Origin of the sequence: Agrobacterium genomosp. 2 str. CFBP 5494 (genome assembly GCF_900013495.1) — a bacterium.
GTDB classification, from domain to species: Bacteria; Pseudomonadota; Alphaproteobacteria; order Rhizobiales; family Rhizobiaceae; genus Agrobacterium; species Agrobacterium pusense.
This window is the reverse complement of the sequence record NZ_LT009719.1, coordinates 1,410,008-1,432,360: the sequence shown is the minus strand read 5'-3', so window position 1 is coordinate 1,432,360 and position 22,353 is coordinate 1,410,008. Positions and strand designations below refer to the sequence as shown.

Annotated in this window: 20 protein-coding genes; 13 read left to right on the top strand and 7 right to left on the bottom strand. The window is 59.3% G+C overall.

Annotation, left to right across the window (positions count from 1 at the left end):
- The first annotated feature begins 271 nt into the window (after window positions 1-271).
- From AGR2A_RS21440 to AGR2A_RS21425, 4 genes are all read left to right on the top strand, one after another.
- Window positions 272-2,530 (top strand): polysaccharide biosynthesis tyrosine autokinase, encoded by a 2,259-nt coding sequence (locus AGR2A_RS21440; RefSeq protein WP_037092752.1) that lies wholly within the window; start codon window positions 272-274, stop codon window positions 2,528-2,530.
- On the top strand, window positions 2,523-3,200 hold the full coding sequence (locus AGR2A_RS21435; RefSeq protein ID WP_037092750.1) for a hypothetical protein: 678 nt from the start codon (window positions 2,523-2,525) through the stop codon (window positions 3,198-3,200). Before AGR2A_RS21440 ends, AGR2A_RS21435 begins: the two co-directional genes overlap by 8 nt.
- Before the next feature lie 73 nt (window positions 3,201-3,273).
- Window positions 3,274-4,803, top strand: a complete 1,530-nt coding sequence (locus AGR2A_RS21430) for an O-antigen ligase family protein (protein ID WP_072493194.1) — start codon at window positions 3,274-3,276, stop codon at window positions 4,801-4,803.
- A 2-nt stretch (window positions 4,804-4,805) separates the two neighbouring features.
- Window positions 4,806-6,011, top strand: a complete 1,206-nt coding sequence (locus AGR2A_RS21425) for a glycosyltransferase family 4 protein (RefSeq protein WP_072493195.1) — start codon at window positions 4,806-4,808, stop codon at window positions 6,009-6,011.
- Here the strand turns inward: AGR2A_RS21425 and AGR2A_RS21420 are convergent, their stop codons facing one another.
- Genes AGR2A_RS21420 through AGR2A_RS29685 form a run of 3 tightly spaced genes read right to left on the bottom strand, consistent with a single transcriptional unit; the run spans window position 6,012 to window position 8,480 of the window.
- Window positions 6,012-7,106, bottom strand: coding sequence for a glycosyltransferase family 4 protein (locus AGR2A_RS21420; RefSeq protein ID WP_072493196.1), 1,095 nt, complete (start codon window positions 7,104-7,106; stop codon window positions 6,012-6,014).
- A gap of 55 nt (window positions 7,107-7,161) precedes the next feature.
- Window positions 7,162-8,310: a glycosyltransferase family 4 protein gene (locus AGR2A_RS21415; protein ID WP_072493197.1), complete on the bottom strand. Its 1,149-nt coding sequence runs from the start codon at window positions 8,308-8,310 to the stop codon at window positions 7,162-7,164.
- On the bottom strand, window positions 8,307-8,480 hold the full coding sequence (locus AGR2A_RS29685) for a hypothetical protein (protein ID WP_004445573.1): 174 nt from the start codon (window positions 8,478-8,480) through the stop codon (window positions 8,307-8,309). The genes AGR2A_RS21415 and AGR2A_RS29685 overlap by 4 nt, the downstream gene beginning before the upstream one ends.
- 247 nt (window positions 8,481-8,727) lie before the next feature.
- Here AGR2A_RS29685 and AGR2A_RS21410 point away from each other — a divergent pair, with 247 nt between their 5' ends.
- The gene (locus AGR2A_RS21410) at window positions 8,728-10,065 is read left to right on the top strand and encodes a hypothetical protein (RefSeq protein ID WP_037092742.1); all 1,338 of its coding nucleotides are present in this window, start codon (window positions 8,728-8,730) and stop codon (window positions 10,063-10,065) included.
- Window positions 10,066-10,191: 126 nt separating this feature from the next.
- Entirely contained in the window at window positions 10,192-11,577 is a 1,386-nt protein-coding gene (locus tag AGR2A_RS29440) for an O-antigen ligase family protein (protein WP_072493198.1), read from the top strand.
- A gap of 29 nt (window positions 11,578-11,606) precedes the next feature.
- Here AGR2A_RS29440 and greA read toward each other — a convergent pair whose 3' ends face one another.
- Window positions 11,607-12,089 (bottom strand): transcription elongation factor GreA, encoded by a 483-nt coding sequence (greA, locus tag AGR2A_RS21400; RefSeq protein ID WP_004445578.1) that lies wholly within the window; start codon window positions 12,087-12,089, stop codon window positions 11,607-11,609.
- A gap of 272 nt (window positions 12,090-12,361) precedes the next feature.
- On the opposite strand from greA, the gene AGR2A_RS21395 reads away from it, so the two are divergent.
- The gene (locus AGR2A_RS21395; RefSeq protein ID WP_072493199.1) at window positions 12,362-13,759 is read left to right on the top strand and encodes a family 16 glycosylhydrolase; all 1,398 of its coding nucleotides are present in this window, start codon (window positions 12,362-12,364) and stop codon (window positions 13,757-13,759) included.
- Between the two features lie 79 nt (window positions 13,760-13,838).
- Here AGR2A_RS21395 and AGR2A_RS21390 read toward each other — a convergent pair whose 3' ends face one another.
- The 3 genes from AGR2A_RS21390 to AGR2A_RS21380 form a co-directional block, all read right to left on the bottom strand.
- Window positions 13,839-14,753, bottom strand: a complete 915-nt coding sequence (locus AGR2A_RS21390) for a TIM barrel protein (protein WP_072493435.1) — start codon at window positions 14,751-14,753, stop codon at window positions 13,839-13,841.
- Window positions 14,754-15,152: 399 nt separating this feature from the next.
- Window positions 15,153-15,527, bottom strand: coding sequence for a hypothetical protein (locus tag AGR2A_RS21385; RefSeq protein WP_234797330.1), 375 nt, complete (start codon window positions 15,525-15,527; stop codon window positions 15,153-15,155).
- Window positions 15,528-15,625: 98 nt separating this feature from the next.
- Window positions 15,626-16,117, bottom strand: a complete 492-nt coding sequence (locus AGR2A_RS21380) for a hypothetical protein (protein WP_072493201.1) — start codon at window positions 16,115-16,117, stop codon at window positions 15,626-15,628.
- 132 nt (window positions 16,118-16,249) lie between these two features.
- Here AGR2A_RS21380 and AGR2A_RS21375 point away from each other — a divergent pair, with 132 nt between their 5' ends.
- The 6 genes from AGR2A_RS21375 to AGR2A_RS21350 all read left to right on the top strand — a co-directional run bounded on the left by AGR2A_RS21375 (window position 16,250) and on the right by AGR2A_RS21350 (window position 22,322).
- Window positions 16,250-18,232, top strand: a complete 1,983-nt coding sequence (locus AGR2A_RS21375; RefSeq protein WP_185933345.1) for a BTAD domain-containing putative transcriptional regulator — start codon at window positions 16,250-16,252, stop codon at window positions 18,230-18,232.
- Window positions 18,233-18,240: 8 nt separating this feature from the next.
- Window positions 18,241-18,669, top strand: a complete 429-nt coding sequence (locus tag AGR2A_RS21370) for a hypothetical protein (RefSeq protein ID WP_004445589.1) — start codon at window positions 18,241-18,243, stop codon at window positions 18,667-18,669.
- 37 nt (window positions 18,670-18,706) lie between these two features.
- Entirely contained in the window at window positions 18,707-19,906 is a 1,200-nt protein-coding gene (locus AGR2A_RS21365) for a YcaO-like family protein (RefSeq protein WP_072493203.1), read from the top strand.
- On the top strand, window positions 19,903-20,619 hold the full coding sequence (locus AGR2A_RS21360; RefSeq protein ID WP_072493204.1) for a TfuA-like protein: 717 nt from the start codon (window positions 19,903-19,905) through the stop codon (window positions 20,617-20,619). Before AGR2A_RS21365 ends, AGR2A_RS21360 begins: the two co-directional genes overlap by 4 nt.
- Complete coding sequence (locus tag AGR2A_RS21355) at window positions 20,609-21,745, top strand: hypothetical protein (RefSeq protein ID WP_072493205.1); 1,137 nt, start codon at window positions 20,609-20,611, stop codon at window positions 21,743-21,745. The genes AGR2A_RS21360 and AGR2A_RS21355 overlap by 11 nt, the downstream gene beginning before the upstream one ends.
- A gap of 139 nt (window positions 21,746-21,884) precedes the next feature.
- Window positions 21,885-22,322, top strand: a complete 438-nt coding sequence (locus AGR2A_RS21350) for a helix-turn-helix domain-containing protein (protein ID WP_006697702.1) — start codon at window positions 21,885-21,887, stop codon at window positions 22,320-22,322.
- Window positions 22,323-22,353: the final 31 nt, after the last annotated feature.

The following is a 22,353-nucleotide window of genomic DNA, read 5'->3' as shown; positions in this document are numbered from 1 at the left end:
CAACAGCGTCGGTGGTTCGGCGGGCGGCCAGACCGGGGCGGGTACCGCGCAGTCCGGTGGAACAGGCGCGCCTGCCGGCCGTGGCAGATCGCTTTCCACCGGCAGCACCAGTACGCCGGTCAGCACCAGCCCCGTTTAACAGGTCCGGCCTTGCCGTCTCCCACGGGAGCGGCGATCGCCCGAAACGTGATGCAACCGGGACTTTGGCAGGCCCTGTGCCTGCCTAAAAAAGCGAGGCTGACAGTTGTTGCAAAGGCACGATCCACTGACGATGGCCGATTTCGATAAAAACGGCTTTACGGCTGACTTTATCGATATAGATGCCGCACTTGCGACGGTTCGCCGTCAGTGGCGCATCGTGCTGGCGGCCGTCGCCGTTGCCGGGGCAATCGGCCTTGCTTTCGCAGCCACAGCCGTTCCGATCTATTCCGCTACTGCAACCCTTTTGATAGACCGCAACAACAGCCAGGTTGTCGAACAGCTTTCGACGATCGGGGGCGTGATCGAGGACGAGGCGTCCATTCTCAGCCAGGTCGAGGTGCTGCAATCGGAAACCATCGGGCTCGCCGTGGTCGACAGCCTCAACCTGACGGAAAACCAGGAATTCAGGGCGACACGCGCCTCGTTCCTAAGCTCCGTGCTGGGCACCATCCGCTCACTTGTCAACGTATCGCAATGGTTCGCGCCGGCGACAAAAGAGGCGGTAGTGGATGACGGAACCCTGAAAAGGGGTCTTTCGGACCGGTTGCTGCAGGGTCTCAGCGTCAAGCGTATCGGCCGGACCTATGCGCTGGAACTCACCTATAATTCGACGTCGCCGGTCCTTGCAGCGCAGATCGTCAACGCGGTCGCCGCAGCCTATCTGGTGGACAAGCTGAATTCCAAATATGAGGCAACGAGGCGGGCGAGCGACTGGCTGTCCGATCGCATTGCCGAACTGCGCCAGAGGGCGCTCGAGACCGACCTCGCCGTCCAGAAATTCCGTGCTGAGCATAACCTGATCTCGACCGGCAATAACGGGCTGCTTTCCGACCAGCAGCTGGCGGAGTCGAACAGCGCGCTTATCCTGGCGCAATCGGAAACCGCCAGGGCGCGGGCAAGAGTGCAACGTATCGAACACATCCTCGCTACCGACGATGTCGATGCGGTCGTGACGGATATTCTCGACAGTTCGGTCGCAAACGACCTGCGGAAGAAATATCTCGAATCCTCGAAGGTCGAAGCCGAGATCACCGGCCGGCTGGGCGCCAACCATGTGCAGGCGGTGCGTCTGCGCAACGAGATGCAGGAATATCGCAGGCTGATGTTCCAGGAAATCAGCCGTATCGCGCAAAGTTATAAGAGCGATCTGGAAGTTTCCGAAGCAAGGGAGAAATCCCTGGCCGAAACCGTCGCCAAGGCCACCAATATCAGCAACTCCGCTGGCGAGACGCAGGTTCAGCTTCGCGAATTGCAGCGCGAGGCGGAAACCTACAAGAACATGTATCAGACATTCCTGCAGCGTTATCAGGAGGCCATGCAGCAGCAGTCCTTCCCGGTGACGGAAGCGCGCGTGATCTCCAAGGCCGTACCGCCGAGAACGCCGAGCAAGCCGAACAAGGCGCTCATTCTGGCGCTGTTCATGATCATGGGTGCGGCCGCGGGGGGCGGCGTCGCCATGTTCCGCGAATTCCGCGATCGCTTTTTTCGCACGGGGGAGCAGGTCCGCGACGTACTTGGCCTGGAATTTCTGGGCAATACACCGCTTGTGCCGAACAAGCTGGCCGCAGACACGGAACCGAGAGGGCAAGATGGCGGCCCAACCGTCACGCGCCCCTCCGGCGTTGCCCGTTATGCCGTAGACCACCCACTCTCCTCCTTCGCCGAAACACTGCGCAGCACGCGGCTGGCGATCGATCTCGGCATAGCGGCAAAAAACGGCGCCAGGGTCGTCGGCGTCGTCTCCGCCCTGCCGAGTGAGGGAAAATCGACAATTTCCATCAATCTCGCGCAGCTTCTGGCCGCACAGGGCGCAAGGGTGCTGCTGCTCGATGCGGATATTCGCAACCCGGGCGCCACCCGCGCCCTTGCCCGCCACGCGACAGCAGGCCTGCTTGAAGTGCTGCTGGAAGGTCGCTCCATCCGCGAGGCGCTTGTGCATGATGAAAAGACTCGGCTTGCTTTCCTGCCCACGGTCGTCAAGCAGCGTGTCCCGCACTCCTCGGAACTCCTGACTTCCGCGCAGATGCACCGCCTGCTGGCCGAGGCAAGCGGGGCCTTCGATTACATCATCGTCGACCTGCCGCCACTTGGCCCCGTTGTTGATGCGCGGGCGATGGCCGGCCGGATCGACGGCTTCGTTTTCGTCACGGAATGGGGCAAAACCGCACGGCGGGCGGTTCGCAACACCATCGAAAACGAAGTTCAAATCCGCAAGAAATGTCTGGGCGTCATTCTCAACAAGGTCGACACGGAGAAGCTCAAGCTTTACCGGGCTTACGGTTCAAGCGAATATTATCATTCCCGCTACACGCGATATTATCATGACTAGGACCGCTGGCGTGCCGAGCCTGCGCAGGGTCCTGACGGTCACGCCGGTATTGATCGTTTCGCTATTTGTGTTGTTGCTCGCGGCCCAGGCTTTTTCCGAAACACGACGGTTTTCCGATATCATCGCTTTGGCGCGCATTGCCGACGAGGACAATGGTCTCTCTCCCGATCTGCTGACGAAAACCGTCGAGGGTCTGCAGCCCGTCATTGCCGAAAAAATCTGCCGTTCGGATATCATCAAGGCCGGGATGCGGCTCGTGCTTGCCGATATCGACGCCCATGCCGGGGATGCATCGCCAGAAGCGGATGCCATGCGCCTCGGTTTTGCCGAAACCTATATGCGCCACGCCCTGTCGTGTCTTCCCGCCAATGGCGATGCCTGGCTGCGCCTCGCCATGGTTCGCTCGTTGCGCAACGCCTCTGCCATGGAAATCGCCGTGCTGACGAATTTCTCCCAGCTTTATGGCCCCGCCGATGCCAATCTGATCCGCGGGCGCTTCGTCATCTGGCAACAATTTACCAAAGGCGCCCTACCGCAGGCTGAGGCGGCCCGTGAAGCCGACACCGCGATCGTCTGCGGCAGGCAGGGCGAAATATTGCGATGGTCGTTGCGGCATGTCTGCTCCCCGGAGCTTCGGACCGGCATGCAAAGCGCCAAACCACGGCCCTGAGATACACGGAAGCGCCAAGTCCTTTCTTTAGTTCATCGTCACCACAACAAGCAGATCTCAAAAGCCGAACATCATGCAGATCCTCGACGCTCCACCGGAATTGCTGTCATCCTCGCCGCCCCGGCCGGCATTTGTTCTGCATCGCGCCCAGGCAATCGTCACGATCGCTTTCTGGACCATATTCCTGCTTGCCTTGCTCAATCGCGGCGCAACCGACATCGAAAGCCGGATCGTCATCACATTCGCCGCCTATCTGCTGCTCCTTGCCGCCCTGCCTCTCTTCGGCCCGCCCCAGCCCGCCATAAGGAAGGCGCTGGCAGCGGCCTGTCTTCTGCTAGGCGCACTGATACTTCAGGTCTTGCTTCAGACATCCGCCAGGCAGGGCATACTGCCGTCCAACCCCGCCTGGTCCGCCGCCGCGATGTTTACGCAGGTGGCGCCCGCTGCCACGATCTCGCTCACGCCGGCAGATGACTGGCTGGGCCTGCTGAGCGCCGCCTTGCCCTTTGGCGCCTTCATGACCGGGCTCGTGATCTGTAATACGGACGATCGTGCGGCAAAAGCGCTGCGATGGTTCGCAATCGCCGGCGGCTGGCTGTCGCTGGGCGCGATCCTGCAATTTCTCCTGTTTCCCGATATGCTCGGCCTTATTCAAAAGCGTTTTTATCTCGGCAGTCTGACGGGGCTCTTCGTCAACCGCAATACGGCGGCGACTTTCTTCGGGCTTATCCTGCTTACGCTTGTGGTGCTGCTGAATAACAAGCTGGCGGCTCCGGATTGGGGAAGGGTGAGAGCGCTTGTGGCAAACCGCCTGACGGTGCCGGGCGATCAAAAACGCCTCATCCGCCACGCCGCCTTCATCGGCCTTCTGACCGGGTTCTGTTTCATCGCCCTGATGCTGACGGGATCACGCGCGGGCATCATGTCCAGTTTCGCGGCGCTGCTTTTGCTCATCCTTCTCATCGTTTTCAACTCTCCCGGGCCCGGCCGGAATGTCGCGCCCTCACGGCGCAGAAGACGCGGCTCCAGACGACGCGCAGCAATCCTGCTCGCCATCGCCATCGGCCTCTTCGCCCTTTTTGCAAATCGTGTAGCGCTGCGTATGGAAACACGCCTCGAAGACGACATGCGCTTCTGCTATATGCCCGGTATTGCACGCGCGATAACGGATAACTGGCCCCTGGGCGCGGGACTGGCCAGCTTTTCAGAAACCTACGCTCCCTATCATTCCGCGCAATGCGGCGTCGATGCCGTCGTCACCCATGCCCATAATGTGTATGCCGAGGGCTTGCTGACCCTCGGAGCCGCTTTCCCGTTTTATGCGGCATTTTTCCTGTTCGGCCAGTTGCTTATTTTCATTCGCGGGGCCCGCAGGCGCAAAACTTATCGTTATGCCTCGCATCTCGGCCTCGCCGGGCTGCTGCTGGTGGCGCTGCACTCGTCCCTCGATTTTTCACTGCAAGTGCCGGGCTTCGCCATGGCTTACGCCGTTTTCCTCGCACCCATCGTCACCCTTTGCCTGCACCCACCAGGAGCAGATCGGCGCAGACAAACTTCGGCCAATGCCGCTTCCTCCGTCTCGGCCGCCGGCACAGGAACTTAAACATGCGTATCTTGCAGGTGACATCACTGTTTTCTCCCGACCGCGTAGGAGGCGCGGAGATATTCGTCGAAGACCTTGCCCGGGGTTTGGCTGGGAAAGGACATACAATCGCGGTTGCCGCCATTTCCCGGGAGCGCCAGACCGCAGAATTGCGAGACGGTTTCGCCATTCATCGGCTTGGACATACGACGCCCTTTTTCATTGGGGATTGGGAGCGGCAAGCAGAATGGAAACGCAAATATTACAAGGTCGCCGTCCAGATCGATCCCCGGCTGGTGCAGCGGCTGGCGCGCGTCATTGAGGATTTTCGCCCGGATGTGGTCAATACCCATTCCCTCTCGGAACTGACGCCGCTGATCTGGCCGATGATTGGCAGACGCGGTATTCCGCTTGTGCATTCCCTGCATGATTTCACCAGCATGTGCACCAATGGCTCCCTGTTTCACGAAGGACATATCTGCGATGGCAGGAGCAAAAAATGCCGGGCCTTCTCCTGTCTGCACCGGCGCTGCCAAGGCGCGGTGGATGCTGTCACCGGCGTTGGCAGCGACATTCTGAAACGCCATCTGGAGGCCGGTTTTTTCACGCACGTTCCTGAAAATCGCCGCGCGATAATCTGGAACGCCATCGCGCAACCAGAATCGTTGACCCCCCGCAAGGCCCGTGTTGCAGGAGAACCGCTGGTTTTCGGTTATCTCGGACGTATCGAAGAACCCAAGGGCGCCGATCTCCTTATCGGGGCCATGCGGCTCCTGCCCCCGCAAGGTTGGCGAATGACCATGGCCGGTCGAGCGCCCGGCGGCATCGAAACCTATAAGCGAAAGGCATCAGGCCTGCCCGTCGACTTTCCCGGATATGTCGAGGCCGACAGTTTTTTTGCTGGCATAGATTGCCTCGTCGTGCCGCCTTTGTGGCCGGAGGCTTTCGGCAGAACGGTAGCGGAGGCCATTTTGCGCGGCGTCCCTGTTATTGGAGCCAATCTCGCCGGAGTTGCCGAACAGATTGGCCGCGACAGGCCGGACCGCCTTTTTGCGCCGGGTAATGCCAACGAACTTGCCGCCCGTATGATCGAGGCCATGAAAAATCCTGCCGTTCTCACAGAGTTGCCGCAAACCAGAGAGCGGATTTCTCAAGGCGTCGCGCCGGAACGGGTGATTTCCGCGTATGAAAAACTTTATGCTGATCTGCGGCGGCCGATCACGGCATAGTCAGGCCGTCTCGTGGAAAAGCTGCGCATATGTCTCCGCCGCCTTTTCCCAGGAATAAAGGCTGCGGTTTTCGTAACCCGCCTGGCGCAGCGTCTCCGCAAGCGCCGGCTCGCGAAAGAGCCGCTCCAGAGTTGCGACGAGACTATCGGTGTCCGAGGGATCGAAGGTCAGCGCGCCCATACCGGCAATTTCTGGTGTCGCAGAACGATTGGAGCAGACGACCGGGCATCCCAGTTGCTGCGCCTCCAGCACCGGCAGGCAGAAGCCCTCATAAGTGGAAGGCACGCAAAGGCAGGCTGCATGACGATAAAGTTCCGCCAGTTCCCGGTCATCTATGCCTGAAAGCCGGATAAGCCGGGCCTTCAATCCCGGATCGTCAAGCGTGTTGGCGATTTCTTCCGCCTCGTCGCGGCCCACATGGACAATACGCAGGTCCGGCATCGTCGGGCCCAATCGCGCAAAAGCCTTGCCCAGAAGGGCAAAATTCTTGTTCGAGGTCGCGTTTCCAACCGCCAGTATGTAACGCCCCGCGATCGGCGGCGGCGCAGCCGTGGCCCCTGCATCCAGCTTCAACGTGCTGTCGGAATGAATGGTCACGCTCTTGCGGGCAGCGCCGGGATAAAAACGCGCAAGATCCATTCGCGTCGCGTCGGATACACACGCGATCCGGTGCGAACCGGCCAGCATGAGGCGAAAAATGAAATCGGTGGTCAAGGCCGCCCGCCAGCCGATCTGTTCAGGTATGGTCTTGAAATAGAGATCGTGAACAAGGGTGATCCGACGCCTGCCGCCCAGCGGGCTGCCAAAAGGATCGGCATTAAAAAGCACGTCAATGCCTTCCCGGCGGCAAAGCACCGGCAGCGTCATGGCCTGCCGCAGCACGTCAAGCAACATGATGTGCGGCCGAGCCGTCTCTATCAGCCGCAGGCGGCTGTCGCGCAATTCCGCGGGCAATTGCGCCCGCGTCCAGGGCGAGCGCAGGATATAATCATCATCAGTCTGCTCCAGAAGCCGCTCCAGCAGGCTGAAGGTTACGCGGGCAACGCCGGAAGCTTTGCTGCCATACTGGCTCGGCATGTTCACGAGAATGCGCATTCCAACCTTCCACCCGTTTGGGATTGCCGCCTGTGAGCGGTCGCAGACCGCAGCGTCACGCTACTTCAGACAAAAGCGCGGAGATCGTCCTGCAGGTTTCCTCGAGCGAAAAACGCCGCATCACATCTTCCCGCCCCTTCTTCGCCAGTTTTTCAGCCAACGTCGGGTCCGTCAGGATGCGGCCCAGCGCCGCGGCCAGTGCCGGCGCATCCGCAGGCGGCACAAGCAGGCCGGTTTCACCATCACGGATGATCTCGGTGACCCCACCGCCGCGGGTGGCGACAACCGGTCTTCCGCACATCATGGCCTCCACCACCACACGACCAAACGGTTCGGCAACAACTGAGGTATGGGCAACCGCGTCCATCGCCGCCATCAACTCCGTTACATCCGGGCGAAAACCGAGAAACCGGACACGGGAATCAAGACCGAGACTGGATGCCAGCGTGCGGATGCGGCCTTCGTAAGCCTCCTGCCCAAAAAGCGCGCTGCCGACGATCACGGCCTGGACCCCCTCCATTGCAGCAATCGCCTCCAGGAAAACATGCTGCCCCTTCCATTCGCTCAACCGGCCGAACAATCCGATCAGTGGCTGTGGGCCGAGGCCGAGCTCCCTGCGCAATTGCTGAGCCCTTGCGGGGTCATAAACCGACGCTTTGGCTGGGTCGAAACCGTTATAGACGATGCGGACCTTTTCCTCCTCGCCTCCCGCCTTCACAAAAGCCCTGCCCGTCTCTTGCGAATTGACGGCAACCAGCCTGGCGAAAAGACGCGAGAATGTCAGCGAGGCGCGGCGGTTTGCGGCGCTGAAGGCGGGGTCGGTGACGATATCATGCAGGATCCAGATCAACGGCCGACGACTGAGCTTCGCCGCCAACGCGCAGACAAAAAGCGCCTTTTGCGAATTGGCGCAGATCACGTCATGGTTTTTTGCCTGACGGCTGAGTTGCCAGGCAACGGCCAAAACATCGAGGGCCCCTCGCAGCATCGCACCGAACGACGAATCCCGCCGGATCGACAGCATTTTTTCTCCCGCAGACAGCAGAAGAGGCGGCCTGCCGCATTCCGCCAGATCGTCCGCTGCCCCCCCGCCACTGAGGAAGCAGGCTCGCCAGGAACGCGGCCCGGCCTTGACGATATCCGCCAGAAAAAGTTCGGCACCGCCCTTTTCCCCCGTGTGGCTGACGAAAAGCGCCGATGTCATGCCTTGAGCTCCACGGCATGCAGACACCAAGGATAGCACCACTCCGTCTTGCGCGCATCACCGGGGTCGGGGTCAGAACGACCGCCCCCTCCGTCAATGGCGGCGGGATATTCGGCGGAGACAGCAATTGAGAAATAACAATACTTGATCGCGCGGAAAAAAAGTGACATTCAAACCTTCGTGCGGATCACAAATCCGACCCAGATAAAATAAAAAATCTATTTTATTTATATGCTTTAGTTGAAATCGAAGAAAATTCGTGACGTGCAGTTTTATTGCGATTCAGCGTCCGGCTCACTGTGTTTTTCCCCGGGCCTCACCGCGAGGTTATTCTCAAGGGGCAGACAAGGAGACCGAAATGATGCTGCTCGAAGACAAGATATGCATATATATGACCGGAACGGAAGAGGTGCCGGCATGATCGGCGTATCGCTCGGCATTTCCCAACAAAACCGCACACCGATGGCGGGATCAGTCGATGCGTTCTCTCCCCTGCGCGCCCGTCTTGTTGCGGGCAAGAACGCCACGATCTTCGTGAATGGCGACAGCACCGCCCATGCGGACGACGGGCCATTCCAGCAATTCGCCATCATGCTTGGCGGCCTGCATGATATCAAGGTCGTGCTTTACCGCTGGGCGGAATGGCAGACCCATGCCGCGACGGGTCCCAAGGCCTATGCTGACCCGGTTATACTGCGCGCCGGCACGGGCGCGACGCTGACTGTCTATCTCGCCACACTGCCGGTTGGCAGGCCGGGCTACATGCTTGCCGAGCAGCGCATGGCGGCGCTGCAAATTCCACGCCCCGACCTTTGCATCATGCATCACGGATATAATATGCAGAGCTTCGAAACGCCGGGCGGCATTCGAAGCCCCGGAAGGGCTGCCCTGCTTGGGCCGCTGGGCATGACCGAATGGCATTGGCCGGGCGCTGCACAGCTCATCACCACCCAAAACCCCTGGAAGGATGGAACGGGCTACGACAAGGTCTATCACACCATACTGGACGTCGCCCGGGCGCACCCGAACCTGACGCTGGTGGACACCCATGCGGCATTTATCGCAAACGGCAAGGACGCCACGCTTTACAACGACAATATTCATCCCAGCAGCACAGGTTCGGCGCTCATCGCCAGAACCTTGTTCGCCGCCTATCTGGCGTCAGCGCCGAATAGCGGCTTCGAGACTCCATGCTGGCCAAAACTATCCGCCACCAACCTGATCGCCAACGGCGATTTCACCGAATGGTCCGGGCCCGCTCCTTCAGGCTGGTCCCTTGCAGAGTCAGCCTCTGCCACCAAAAGCACGGAGGTCACCTTCTCCCCCTCTTTCGCCTATAGCCTCGCCTTGCGAGCAAATGGCAGCGAGTTCAGCGGGCTTTTCCATTATTTCCGCAACGAAGAAGCGGCCGCGATGATCGGCAAGACTCTCTCCTTTGCGGTGCTCTATAAGAACAGCGCAGGACAACGCACTCCTTTTGTAGACTTGGTTGCTAAAAGCGGGGGCGATCTCAGGACGATCATCTGCGGCACCTTGCAATTTGGAGACGCTGGCATCCTCGATAACAGCGGCTGGATGTGGGCCACAGCCAATGGAATTCCGCTGGATCCCGACATCGATCCGAGCGGATACAGTTTCTACCTCCGAGTCCTCCCAGCCTTTGGCTATAGTGTCCCGACGTCCAATGCACCGCTTTACCTTCAAAGGATAATTGCGGTGGAAGGAGATTTGCCGAAAGGTAATCTCACCGGCTGAAGAATAAAGGAAAGGACTTGCACGCCGACGTGATCAGGATCACTATCCAACGCCTCACCCCACGGTCGCGGCGCCCAACAACCTCAGGACAATTTCATTGTCTGCAGCGAAGAATAAAGGCCGCGAATGACAAGTCATGCAAATAACGGGGCTGCTTATCCATCATCGATACCAGGTTTCGTCGTGGCGATGCCGTTTTATCCTTCCAAAATCATCGGTGTGCCTGGCGCGGTCTTGGCGATCTTCGTTTTTTCCATTGGCTTTTTTATTCAATGCAACATCGTGACGAGCAATATCGGACTGCGCTTCCTGAACATTAGCGACATGCTGGTTTTGGTAACGCTTCCTGTTATCGCCATTCTCTATATTCGCTGCCTCACCCCCTCAATCATTCTTCTCTATCTCGTTCCGCTGACCGTTTTTTTTCTACTTTCTACTTTCTTCGCGGATGATCGTGGCGAAGGCGAATTTTATACGACAGCGCTGACATATTTTTACGCGATCTATTTCCTCTTTTTCGCCTATATGCTTTTCAAGGAGAACCTTCTCGAATTATTCTCTTGGGGCATGTTCATCGGTTTCATCGCGGTGACTATCCTGTTGTTCCTGGATATCGTCATTCATGACAGGCTCGCCTCGCTTGGCCTATCCTTCATGTTCGATGAGGCGTCGGTGCTGGAGTCCGCGGCTCGAGGTGAAATAAGCCCGCTATTATTACGTTTGGAGAAGGCGGGGGGAATATGGCCAGTGGGCAACACGGCCGGACCGGCTTTCGCTCTAGCCGGTGCGGCAGCCGCTCATCTTGCGGAGCGCTACAAGCGCCCAATGCTCTTTGCTATATTTATACTGGTATATTTGGCCAGCTTCACGCTGACGCTCAATCGATCGGGCCTTTTTGCCGTAATCGCGATCGGACTCTATTTTTATTTTAGAAATTTTTCGATACGAATGCTGTTCAGCACGTATTTCGGTTTCGCTCTATCTGCGCTCGTCATCGCTGCCGTTTTGCCTTTCGGAATTCTCGATTTCGCAGAACAGGCGTTCTCGAAACGCTTTGTGGAGGACAGCCACAGTACCGACAACGTGCAGGAACGATGGACAACCATCGCAGGCGGCTTCCAAGTGATGCTCGATCACCCTTTCGGCGTCGGTTTCACGGCACGAATTCAGGAGCTTACGCAGGTCGCGGGTATCGGCACGCCGCATAACGGCTTTCTGGCTACTGCCTACGCCTCCGGCATCCCGTTTTGCCTTCTAGCTGCCTTCGCACTCGTCTATACGATCCTTCGGAAACGCAAAGTCGGTTTTTTCGCCTATTCCGCGATAGCGGTCATTATCGGTTACCAATTTGAAGAACTGAATTTTAATCCCGTCTTCATGGCGCATGTGGGACTAGCACTGGCATACGCCTCTATCGACCTCGATTTCAGGTTTTTCCTGAAGAACGCCATGATGCGGCTGACGGCAATGGCCAGCGGTGGAGGCAGCTCGGCAGTGCCATTTTCCCGGTGATAATGTTGGTGCCAATGCCAAGGAGCCGGTCACGAAATGTCGACAATTTCAATCTCCCTGTCAGCCAGTCCGACAAAGTCTCCGACCGCTCTTCCCATCAAGGCCCGAGCCACCGGAGAAACATAGGACATCGATCCCCTGGCGGGATTGGCCTCATCCTCGCCAACGATTCGCAACCGCTGCGTGCGGCCATCGTCGCGGCGGAAGGTTACCAGATTGCCGAATGCCACAACGGCATTTGTGGGCGGATCTGGCATCACCTGAGCCGTGCGGACTCGCTCCGCAAAATAACGCATGTCTCGCAATGGGCCGGCAGAAGCGCGCCGCCTTTCATTTACATCCTCGATCGCGCCAGCGGCTTCACAGGCTTCACGGGCCAATTGTAACTGCCCTTCCAGAGCTTTCAGTCCTGTCTTGGTCACCAGATTGGGATGAGGTGAAATCACCCGATCCGGCAGAACCGTTTCGGCTGCGGTCTCCGCACTGTCTTCCTTGGTAAAGGCTACACTCAATCCTGCAACTCCATTGCGACGGGATGCTGACAACAACCGCTAACCCGGAGCGATTTTGCCACTACCGGCAGCAACGCAGCAAGAGCACAAATCCAAGAAACGATCTTTCGATCTCAATCAAACAGGAACAAGCCAACTTTCTGCGTAATATCTCCCCTCCGTCCGGAACGGAACATACCCCTCATTTCTGGCCCTAACAGGAAGCTTTTCGCGCTGTTAGGCTGTTGTTCAGGAGGAGGGAGGAAGCGACGCGAACGGACAGGAGAAGGCTTATGGCCAGAACAGTTGTGAATGCGCTTGGAGACACACTCTATTACAGCGGCAGTTCCACCGGATTTTTCTCCGCCACGGGCTCAGGCCCGCTGCTTGCCGGTACGGCCGGCAATGATTCCATGTGGGGTGACAGTTCCGTCAATGTGACAATGGCGGGCGGCACCGGGGACGATATTTATTATCTTTATTCCAGCATCAATCGCGCCGTCGAAAATGCCGGAGAGGGTATCGATACGATCGACACCTGGATGAGCTATACACTTCCCGAAAATTTTGAAAACTTGCGGGTCACCGGCGATGGCCGTTATGCCTTCGGCAATTCGCTCGACAATATCATCACCGGCGGATCTGGCAGCCAGACGATTGACGGCGGTGCCGGCAATGATGTGCTGATTGGCGGCGGCGGTGCGGATACGTTCGTATTCACGAGCGGCAATGGCACCGATCTCATCATGGATTTCAGCGCCAATGACACGATCCGCCTCAATGGCTACGGCATTACCTCCTTCGAGCAGCTTGCAAGCAATGCCACGCAGCAGGGCAATGATCTGTGGCTGAATTTCTCGAATGGCGAAGCCGTCGTTTTGGCCGGAACGACCATAGACGATATCCAGCCCGATCAGTTCGAGCTCAGCCTCGACCGGTCATCCCTGACACAAACCTTTGCAGACGAGTTTGATACGCTGTCACTGCACAACGGTGATCAGGGAACCTGGGATGCCAAATATTGGTGGGCACCGGAGAAGGGCAGTTCCCTGACGACGAATGGCGAGGCGCAGTGGTATATCAACCCGGCATATACCGGGACGTCGGAGGTAGACCCGTTCAGCGTCAGAAACGGCGTCCTGACCATCACGGCTGCCGAGACCCCGCAATCGATCGCCGACGAGGTCGAGGGATATGATTACACCTCCGGGATGCTGAACACCTATTCCTCCTTCAGCCAGACCTATGGATATTTTGAAATTCGCGCCGATATGCCGACCGATCGTGGTGCCTGGCCGGCCTTCTGGCTTCTGCCGGAAGACGGGTCGTGGCCGCCGGAACTGGACGTCATCGAAATGCGCGGCCAAAATCCCAATACGCTCATCATGTCCACACATTCGAATGCGACCGGCGAACAGACTTCTGTCATCAACAATGTCAGCGTGCCGAGCACGGAGGGGTTTCACACATACGGCGTGTTGTGGGATGCCGAACACATCACCTGGTATTTCGATGATGTCGCCGTTGCGCAAACGGATACGCCTGACGATATGCATGATCCGATGTACATGGTCGTCAATCTTGCCGTCGGCGGCATGGCGGGAACACCCTCGGCAGGTGATTTCAGCGACGGTTCGCAAATGATGATCGACTACATCAGGGCCTATTCGCTCTCCGACTGGGCAGCGTGAACAGAATGCCGGCAGCCGCGTCCGCAACTGCCGGCATCTCCGGCGTCGGCCGATCGCGGCCGCGCGCAATTCGGTTCCCTCACTCTGCTGCGAGCAGTGTCCGTTCGGCATTAAGCGTCATCAGACGCCGCGCCGTTTCGAGGCTTGCGGGCTGCTCGGCCCGATAGCGACGGCCGATTTCCATCATCAAAACGGTATCAGGCAGGAAGGTCAGTTCGGAGAAGATGCTCTCCCATTCAATGTCGCCCCAGCCGAGCGGCATATGCAGATCGCCGATGCCAAGCGCTGTGTTTTCTTGCGGAAAATAGGGCTGGTAGAAACCCTGCGGCCGGCCGAAGGAATCGTGGACATGGAGATGACCGGCGACCGGCGCCATGGCACGAAGCTGTTCACGGAAGTCCAGGCCACGATAAGTGGATTCGAGATATGCATGGCTGAAGTCGATCAGCGCCACGACATTGTCGTGGCCGACAGCCTTAACGGTCGCTGCCACCTCAGCCGGTGTCTGGCGGTATTGGCCGGGTTCGGTGGTGAAGATATTTTCGAGCGCAATCCGCACACCATAGGGCCGGCAGAATTCCGCGAGTTCGAAAAGCGCGTCGCGTTCACGATGATCGGCCTCTGCCCGCTCGGCGATCTGGTCAGCGCGCAGCGCGCCGCCATGCTGGACAAGAATACCCGCACCGATGCGGTCACAGAGAACGGCAAGCGCCTTCGCGGCATCGATCTGGTAGCGGCAGGTCACCGGATCCATGAAGTTGGATGAAACCAGGCCGTGCACCGTGTAACGGAAATCGAACTGCCTTGCGAGCGACACGAGACGGTCCGCGCGCTCCTCGATGATGCGGCCGCCGGCAATCACGTCGAGGCTGGTGGCGGCGATTTCGACGGTGTCGCAGCCAATATCGGCAAGGGCACGCAAATCGTTTTCAAGCGTGGCGAACTCGCCATCGTCCGAGCCGGCGTTAAAACCGGTACCAATAAGATTGCTCACTTCGTCATCTCCAGAGCTAAGAAAGTCATGCGAATTCGCGCGACCGCGCAGCGCGTCATGCGGCATCGAAAGATCAGGCCGGCCAGCACAGACATGGTCTGTCTCGGCCGAAGCGACGTGATAAGAAAAGTCCGTGCCCGCCGGCGAGGCCAACGGGTGGACCGTGGTGATGCGTCTCATCGAGACCGATCACTCAATTAGGTTTGTTCATTTACAGCTTTATGACATTCCGCTGTGCGAAGTCCGCAAATCGACGTGGCGGAAGCGGCGCTACAGGGCTGCGGAGGAGCCAGACTGGATGTCCACCCAGTTTCGGGGGGTGCGACACTCTCCAAGTTCCGATGCCCGAATTAGTGGCGGACGATATCGGCGGTTGAAGCCCGTTTTGGGCAGGAGGAGTCAACCGAGATTACGCACCATGAAATAGATCAGCAGACAATGCCCAATCGCAAGCACTGCCCATGCCAATTTCGCGACCTTGATATCGGCGTCGACGACCATGTTGCTGATTTCCACCGGGCGTCCCGCTTCTTCTGCCTCGCGCACTTCCGGCGGGCGCGGCGGGAACGCCAGCCCGGCTTCCGCCTCTTCCACGACATGAAGCCTGTCTTTATGAGCTTGCGGACGTGGTTCCCCCTCGGCGCGCTCCGTCGAAAACGCACGGCTGTCGGAAGCGCTATTCACCGCCAGAAGCTGCGATGACACCCGCCTGTTACGCACGTTACCTTGATTGGGCATCATAATTTTCCACACAATAAAAATAAAAATATGCACCGGTATTCCCCGACCAAGCCTGAGCTCTGCCAGGTGAATCTACCGAACCCCCTCTGCCCGCGCGCCGCGTTCTCCCCTGAACGCGAAGCACCCCGCAATCAGCGCGCCGCGCCCGCGGGAAAATTCCGCCCGCCCGGGTGAGGTTTCGCCTCCCGCTGGATCAGGAAAACTGATTTCTCCACCGGCAGCGGCTCCACCGTCCGGTAACGCTGAAAACGTCTGGAATATTCGAACCGGATGAGCCTGTCGTCGAATTTACCCGCCAGAACGCGATAGCCGTTGACCACCTCGTTCAGGATTTCCAGTTCCTCTCCCCACAGCCAGCCGCCATAGAAAGTGCCTTCGTTCGAACGCAGCACGATCTCGAAGAAGTGTCCGCCCGCCACGGCAGGCATGCGGAAGAGAATGTCGAGATTGTCCTCATCCTGATCATCGCATTTTTCCGCCGACAGCCTTGCATGCGCGACCTTCGCGTGAACCAGCGCCGAGACCGGATAAAACGGGCGGCCCTTGAACCACATGAATTCACTAACCGCGTATCCGACGTCATCGGCGCGCTGGTAAGGCTCAATACGCGGCTCGAATGCCATGTAGCTTCCGTTGAACGCTATCACTTTCGATGATCCCCGATACCTGTCGCCTGCCGGTTCCGCCCGTCATTCACGCTTCTGTTTGCGACAATAGGCAGGCGGCGTCACACCAGCGTCAAATCGAATGCTATGATGACTTTCAATTTCCCGGGCACGTTGTTAGATGGTGATTCAAGGGGGACGAAAGTGGCTGGGAACGATGAACTGATAGCGATCCGGCTTTTTGGCACCCCGCGCTGTGAAGCGGTGCGGGAGGCATTTTTTCCGTCCAAGGGTTTTGCCCTCACGGCCGCCCTGATCCTTGCTCCCAACCAGTCCCTGTCGCGCCAGCACCTCGCATCGCTGCTGTGGGAAGATGTCGAGCAAAAAAGGGCGCTGGGCAATTTGCGGCAGCTCATTCTGCGCCTTCAGAAACTCTTCGGCGACGACGAGGCCATTCTGCTGACGGAAGGGAATGATCTGAAGGCCGGAAAGCTGGCGCAGCGCACGGACCTCGCGCTTTTTCTCGCCGATGCGAGAGCCGAAGACCCAATGCGGCGGCTGAAGGCCCTTCTGGAGTTCGGCGGCGACCTTCTGGACGGACTGGATGCCGGCCAGGACCATCTCTACCTCTGGCTGCTTTCAGAGCGTCGCCGTCTCAAGGACCTGTTTTTTTCGAGCTACACGCAGCTTCTTGAGGAGCTGACCCGCTTCGGTCGCGCCAGCTCGAATGATATCGCCAGACTTTCCGAGCGCGCGCGCAATATCGAGCCGGAGCGCGAAGAAACCTATCGTGCCGCCATGGCCTCCTATACGCGGATCGGCAATATCAGCGGTTGCGAGAGCATGTACCAGCTGTTGCTGGAACAGCTCCGCCAGGAGGGACGCACGCCGGAAGCCGAAACCGTCGCGCTGAGGCGGCGAATACAAAGCCTCACCGCGACAATCGCGACCCCCGCCGAGCCGGAGGAAAGCAGTCGCCGGCAATCGCTGGCAAAACCGCGCGTGGCTTTCGGCCGGCCGGCGCGGGTGGACGGGCTATCCGTTTCACCGGTGATGCAGGCCTTTGTCGAAGACGTCGCAAACAGCCTTGTGCGGTATCGGACCTTCACCGTCCTTTCACCGCACAGTACCTTTGCGCTCTCCCATGACCGGGCGGATGACGGATATGCCATGTTGCGGGCCGATTATCGCATCACGTCGACAGTTTTTGACGATGCCCGCATGTCCGTGGCGCTGATCGAGGAAACGACCGGTGAAATCGTCTGGTCGCTGGAGGCGGTGCTGACCGAAAGGCACATCCACGCTGCCTTCCGGCTGCTGTCCAAACAGGTGGCTGCTGCGCTTGCGCGGGAGATCGAGCGGCTTCAGGTGGAACCCGACCGCAACCACAGTGGCGAGGCTTACCGGCAATTGCTGGAGGGCCAGCAGCTTCTGCGCGGCAAATGCGACCTGCCGCTCCTGCGCAGGGCCCGCTCGATGTTCCGCAAGGCTGTCGATCTCGATCACGGAATGGCGGTCGCCCGCGCCCGCGTTGCGCAAAGTCTGCAACTGGAGTGGCTGATGCTGGGCGGTAACGACCCTCACCTGCTGCACCGCGCCAAGGCCGAGGCTGACGCCTCTGTGGAGATTGATCCGGCCCTCGGCGTCGGCCACTGGATGTGCGCGGTGGTGGCGCTTTATCAGCGGGATTTCGACATGTCCGCCGAGAAATTCTTCGAGGCGGAAGCGCTCGCCCCAAACTCAGCCGACCTGCTTCTCCAGCATGCCGATGCGCTCGCCCATTTCGGTGAGGCGGAAGTCGCGTGGGAAAAATTTCAGCAGGCCATCGACCTCAACCCGCTCGCCCCCGATATTTACTGGTGGGCTGGCGCCAGCATCGCGTTCAAGCGAGAAGATTATGGGGCCGCGGTGGAACTCTGCGGTCGCATGGAAGACGATGAGCCCGCGCTGCGAGTCCTGACCGCAAGTCACGCGCTCCACGGTGATCTGGCCGCCGCCCGGGAAGCCGGCAGCAGGCTACAGGAAAACTATCCGGGCATGACGGCAAGGGAGATCAGCAGCCTGTCTCCGGACCGCGACCCGGTAGCAAACGAAAAATTTTATCAAGCGCTTCGTTTAGCCGGGATCAAATAGGAGAGAATATGTCGTCGCATTTCTTTATCGTCGGGAAAAAGGGTTTTGGCGTTCTGTTCATTCGCACCACGCCGCTCAGGGTTGCTTCGGTATCGCACGAAACGATCACCGCCTATGAGGCGAGCCACCCCGGCGTGGATGGTTACGCCCGCGTGGCTGCAGCAGCCAAGGCCATGCTTGTCCGCCAGGACGGCCAACCTGAAGCCGAGCTGGACCAGGTCCAGATTCAAGGCATCGAGGCGCTTGTCTCAGGCGGCGCCGTCGTGTCCGAAGCCGATTTCGCCTTTATCGGTGAAGTGGTCGATGCCGGCTGGGATTTCAACCGCATGGTGCTGACGCCGATCGAAGCGGCACTGAAGGCAGTCGGGCCCGCGGGCTCGATCACCGGCGAATTGTTCGACGCGATCCTTGCCGACGACCCGAACGCCGCGCCCTGACGGCGATTGTGAAGCCTTGACCGCTCAAGGTCCTTCCATGTCAGCGACAACGGCCAAAGGTGATGCAGATGCTTCCATCTTCGATCCCGAACTGCTCCGGCGGTTCGGGATTACCCGTGTCGGCGACGTGACCGGCCTCGATATTGTCGGCATACCCGTCTGGTTTGCGGTTCGCCCCAATTCGCGCGGTTTATCGGTGTCACAGGGCAAGGGACTGGTTCCGACGCAGGCGAGGCTCTCTGCCGTGATGGAGGCGATCGAAGGCGCGGTTGCCGAGGATACCCGCAGACACACGGCCGCTTTCGGCTCAATCCAGGATATGCGCGACAGGGGTTTTCCCTTAATACCCTTCGAGAGCGTTGGCAGGGTCGATATGGACATGCTCAACCCCCAGCGTGAACGCGCGTGGGTGAAGGGAACATCGGTTCGTCGGCAGCAGGAGATCTACGCTCCCTTTGAGCTGATCGGCATGGATTTTCGAGCGGATTTCCCCTGGGACGGGCAAGCCTTCCTCATGAGTTCGCAGGGCCTCGCAGCCGGTTTCAATCATGACCACGCCGTCCTCCATGCCCTGCAGGAATTGATCGAAAACGACGCCTGCTTTCTCGTGGACGCTTTCGAAACCCGCGCCGTCAGCCCCAGACCGATCCTGTTGCCAGCGGGCGTCGAAACATCATTCGACAGGCTTGTCCGGCATCTTTCGGACCTCGGTCTGCCGCCCTCCTTCTTTGACATGACAAATGCGCTCGGCGTGCCGGTGGTGATGGCAAGCCTGCCGCGGTCGCTTCAAGCGCAGGATGGGCCGGCAACCCGCAGCGCTGCCGGCGCGGCCTGCCGTCCCGACGTTTACGACGCCGCGCTTGCTGCGCTACTGGAGGCGGTCCAGTCGCGGTTGACGGATATTAGTGGTGCCCGCGACGATCTCTCCCCGCTTCGTTATCGGCGTGACGGGGTTGCTTCCAAGCCCGTGGCCCCCGGGGCAAATCAGGCAGAACAGGCGCCGGGCAGTCTCGACTTATCGCGTTTCGAAACCTTTTTGCCGCCATGGCGCCAGCTTGCGGAACACCTTTTTGCGCATGGCATCGACGATGTCCATGTTTTTACGCTGGAAACGGGCCTTTCCGGGCTGCACGTCGTGCGCGTCCTGGCAAGCGGGCTGGCCCCGCTCAGCCGCGGAATGCAACGCCTATCGCAACGAACGCTCGAGGGTTTTCTGAAGGCCGGGGGGACGACATGAGACCGGCGGTTTTTGCGGGCCCATCCATCCACGGCATTGCCGGCCAGTTCACCGGCCTCGATCTTCGCGGCCCGGCGGCATGCGGCGATATTCTCGATGCGGTCCGTCAAGGCATCAAGGTCATTGGGCTGATCGATGGGCTTTATGGCGATTGCGCCGCCGTCTGGCACAAGGAAATCCTTTACGCGCTTGCATCAGGTGTCACCGTTTTCGGTGCCGCCAGCATGGGCGCGCTGCGCGCGGCGGAATGCGCCGCCTTTGGCATGATCGGCATTGGTCACGTCTTCGAAGACTATCTGGATGGACGGCGTTTTTCCGATGCCGATGTGGCCGTGAACCACGCCCCAAGAGAGCTCGGTTACAGCCCGCTCACTGTCGCGCTGGTTGACGCAGAAGCAACGCTCGCGGCATGCGGAACCTCCTTCGGGCTCGCAGAGCGGAACGCCCTGTTGCATGCCGCCCGCTCTCTGCATTTCACCCGCAGAACCTGGCGCTCTGTCACCACGGAGGCCGGTCTCGAAGCCGAGGCGGCAAATCTTCTCGCCGCTCATGCTGTTTCCGTCAAACGAAACGACGCCGCCCTGCTTCTGGCCATGCTGAACGGCGGCGCGTTACCAACCCCGCCACCGCCAGGCTGGAAATTCCAGAATACTCTCTTCTTCCAGCAATTGGCGTCCGGACGGACCGCAGGAGGTCCACGCGGTGACCACTGATCGGCCTTCGCCTCTGATAGCCGATTGCGGCGGCCTCATCGAGACGATCGCGCTCTCGCTGCCCGCCGCCTGGTTTGCCGACGCCGGGATGGGCTTCACCGTTTCACCTCTTGCTCCCATCGGTAACCTGCTTTTGACCCTGCCGCGAAATGTCGCGGTTCTTCTGCTGGTTGATCGTCCGTGCCTTGCAGCCGCGCGGAGCTGGCTCGATCGTCTCGCTGTCACGTGCCAGGTAGACTTGGTGACGCTTGATGAACCCGGCACCGTTCCGCACCCGTGGATACAGGATATGTTCCATGTCCGGCTGCGCGCAGACGCCCTGACACCGGAATTGGTCTCAAGCGGGGAGAGCGCTATAAGCCAGGTGCTTGCAGCCCGTTTAGGCTTCGCGACCGCAATCTCCGATGTCATCTTGCCCGGCGGCAACCAACTTGTCGGCCCGGATTACCGGCTGGTCGGCCACGCCAGCCTGCAGGGCGGCGCAGAAAGCGCGCGAAGCGCGCCGGCCACCCTTTCACGTCGTTGGCTGCGGATCGAGGCTCTTGACGCACGGGCCGTCTTCAGCTTCGGCTATAGGCCGGAAGACCTCGGCGAAACAGTCCAACCCGACCTTTCGCAGACGGGGTCCGGACCGGCAATGGCCGCCAGGAACATCCACCAGTGCGGTTTCCACGTCGATCAGTTCGTTTCGATAACTGGACTTCGGCGCGACGGGCGGCCGCTTCTGCTCGTCGCCGATCCGGAAGCCGGTGACATGCGCTACCCCCGTGCCGCCGAGGAGCTGAAACGGAAGCTGGACGCGTCTGCTCTTTCACTCGCGCGCCAGGGTTTCGCCATCCTGCGAAATCCCGTGCCGGTTTTGCCCACCATCGACACCAACAAATGCCTGCCGAGGCTTTACAACAACGTCCTCCTTGAAAACGTGACGCGCAACGGCGAGACCCAGCCGTTGGTCTGGGTTCCGCATTTCGGCGATCTGGAACTGCTCACGAACTTCGATGCGGAAAATCAGCGCATATGGGAAAGTCTCGGCTTTCGTGCGATCGGCGTTTTGGGATTCAGTCATCTTGCAAGCCGCAACGGGGCGTTGCGCTGCGCTACAAAGGTTATAATGCGGGGCCTCTGACAATCGATTCCAGATGAAAAACCCTGTTCTTTTGGCAATAAAGGTTCATAATACCCGTGGAAATTGTGTTGAATGTATACCTTCGACAATATTAATTGACGATCATCGAATTTAGCCCTCACAGCCGGAGGAATTTGTAATGCAAGCGAAACTACCCAGCCCGATCGATGTGCATGTGGGCGCGCAAATCAGAATGCGCCGCAAGTCGCTCGGCATGAGCCAGAGCGCGCTGGCCGGGCGATTGGGCATCACCTTTCAGCAGGTGCAGAAATACGAAAAAGGCGCCAATCGCGTCGGCGCATCACGCCTGCAGGCCATAGCATCCATCCTCGGTGTAGAGGTCAGCTCGCTATTCGCCAATGCCACGCCCGACGGCGGAGAAGCCAATCCGGCCCTCGGCTCGATCAACGCCATGCAGACATTTGTCGCCTCCAACGAAGGTTTTTCGCTCAACCAGGCCTTTTCGCGCATCAGGAGCGCCGCCGTGCGCAAGAGCATTGTTGCCCTCGTCACATCATTGGCAGCTTCCGAAGCCATTGAAAATGCTGGCACCGCGGAAACCAAAAACGACGATTGACGCAGGTGTGACGCTCGCGTGACGCTCGATG

Coding starts and splice junctions, on each gene's coding strand:
- AGR2A_RS21440 (WP_037092752.1), top strand. CDS start 272: ATGGCCGATTTCGATAAAAACGGCTTTACGGCTGACTTTATCGATATA.
- AGR2A_RS29685 (WP_004445573.1), bottom strand. CDS start 8,480: ATGTCACTTTTTTTCCGCGCGATCAAGTATTGTTATTTCTCAATTGCT.
- AGR2A_RS29440 (WP_072493198.1), top strand. CDS start 10,192: ATGACAAGTCATGCAAATAACGGGGCTGCTTATCCATCATCGATACCA.
- AGR2A_RS21415 (WP_072493197.1), bottom strand. CDS start 8,310: ATGACATCGGCGCTTTTCGTCAGCCACACGGGGGAAAAGGGCGGTGCC.
- AGR2A_RS21420 (WP_072493196.1), bottom strand. CDS start 7,106: ATGCGCATTCTCGTGAACATGCCGAGCCAGTATGGCAGCAAAGCTTCC.
- AGR2A_RS21435 (WP_037092750.1), top strand. CDS start 2,523: ATGACTAGGACCGCTGGCGTGCCGAGCCTGCGCAGGGTCCTGACGGTC.
- AGR2A_RS21365 (WP_072493203.1), top strand. CDS start 18,707: ATGTCAGCGACAACGGCCAAAGGTGATGCAGATGCTTCCATCTTCGAT.
- AGR2A_RS21395 (WP_072493199.1), top strand. CDS start 12,362: ATGGCCAGAACAGTTGTGAATGCGCTTGGAGACACACTCTATTACAGC.
- AGR2A_RS21360 (WP_072493204.1), top strand. CDS start 19,903: ATGAGACCGGCGGTTTTTGCGGGCCCATCCATCCACGGCATTGCCGGC.
- AGR2A_RS21430 (WP_072493194.1), top strand. CDS start 3,274: ATGCAGATCCTCGACGCTCCACCGGAATTGCTGTCATCCTCGCCGCCC.
- AGR2A_RS21350 (WP_006697702.1), top strand. CDS start 21,885: ATGCAAGCGAAACTACCCAGCCCGATCGATGTGCATGTGGGCGCGCAA.
- AGR2A_RS21425 (WP_072493195.1), top strand. CDS start 4,806: ATGCGTATCTTGCAGGTGACATCACTGTTTTCTCCCGACCGCGTAGGA.
- AGR2A_RS21410 (WP_037092742.1), top strand. CDS start 8,728: ATGATCGGCGTATCGCTCGGCATTTCCCAACAAAACCGCACACCGATG.
- AGR2A_RS21375 (WP_185933345.1), top strand. CDS start 16,250: ATGACTTTCAATTTCCCGGGCACGTTGTTAGATGGTGATTCAAGGGGG.
- AGR2A_RS21380 (WP_072493201.1), bottom strand. CDS start 16,117: ATGGCATTCGAGCCGCGTATTGAGCCTTACCAGCGCGCCGATGACGTC.
- AGR2A_RS21370 (WP_004445589.1), top strand. CDS start 18,241: ATGTCGTCGCATTTCTTTATCGTCGGGAAAAAGGGTTTTGGCGTTCTG.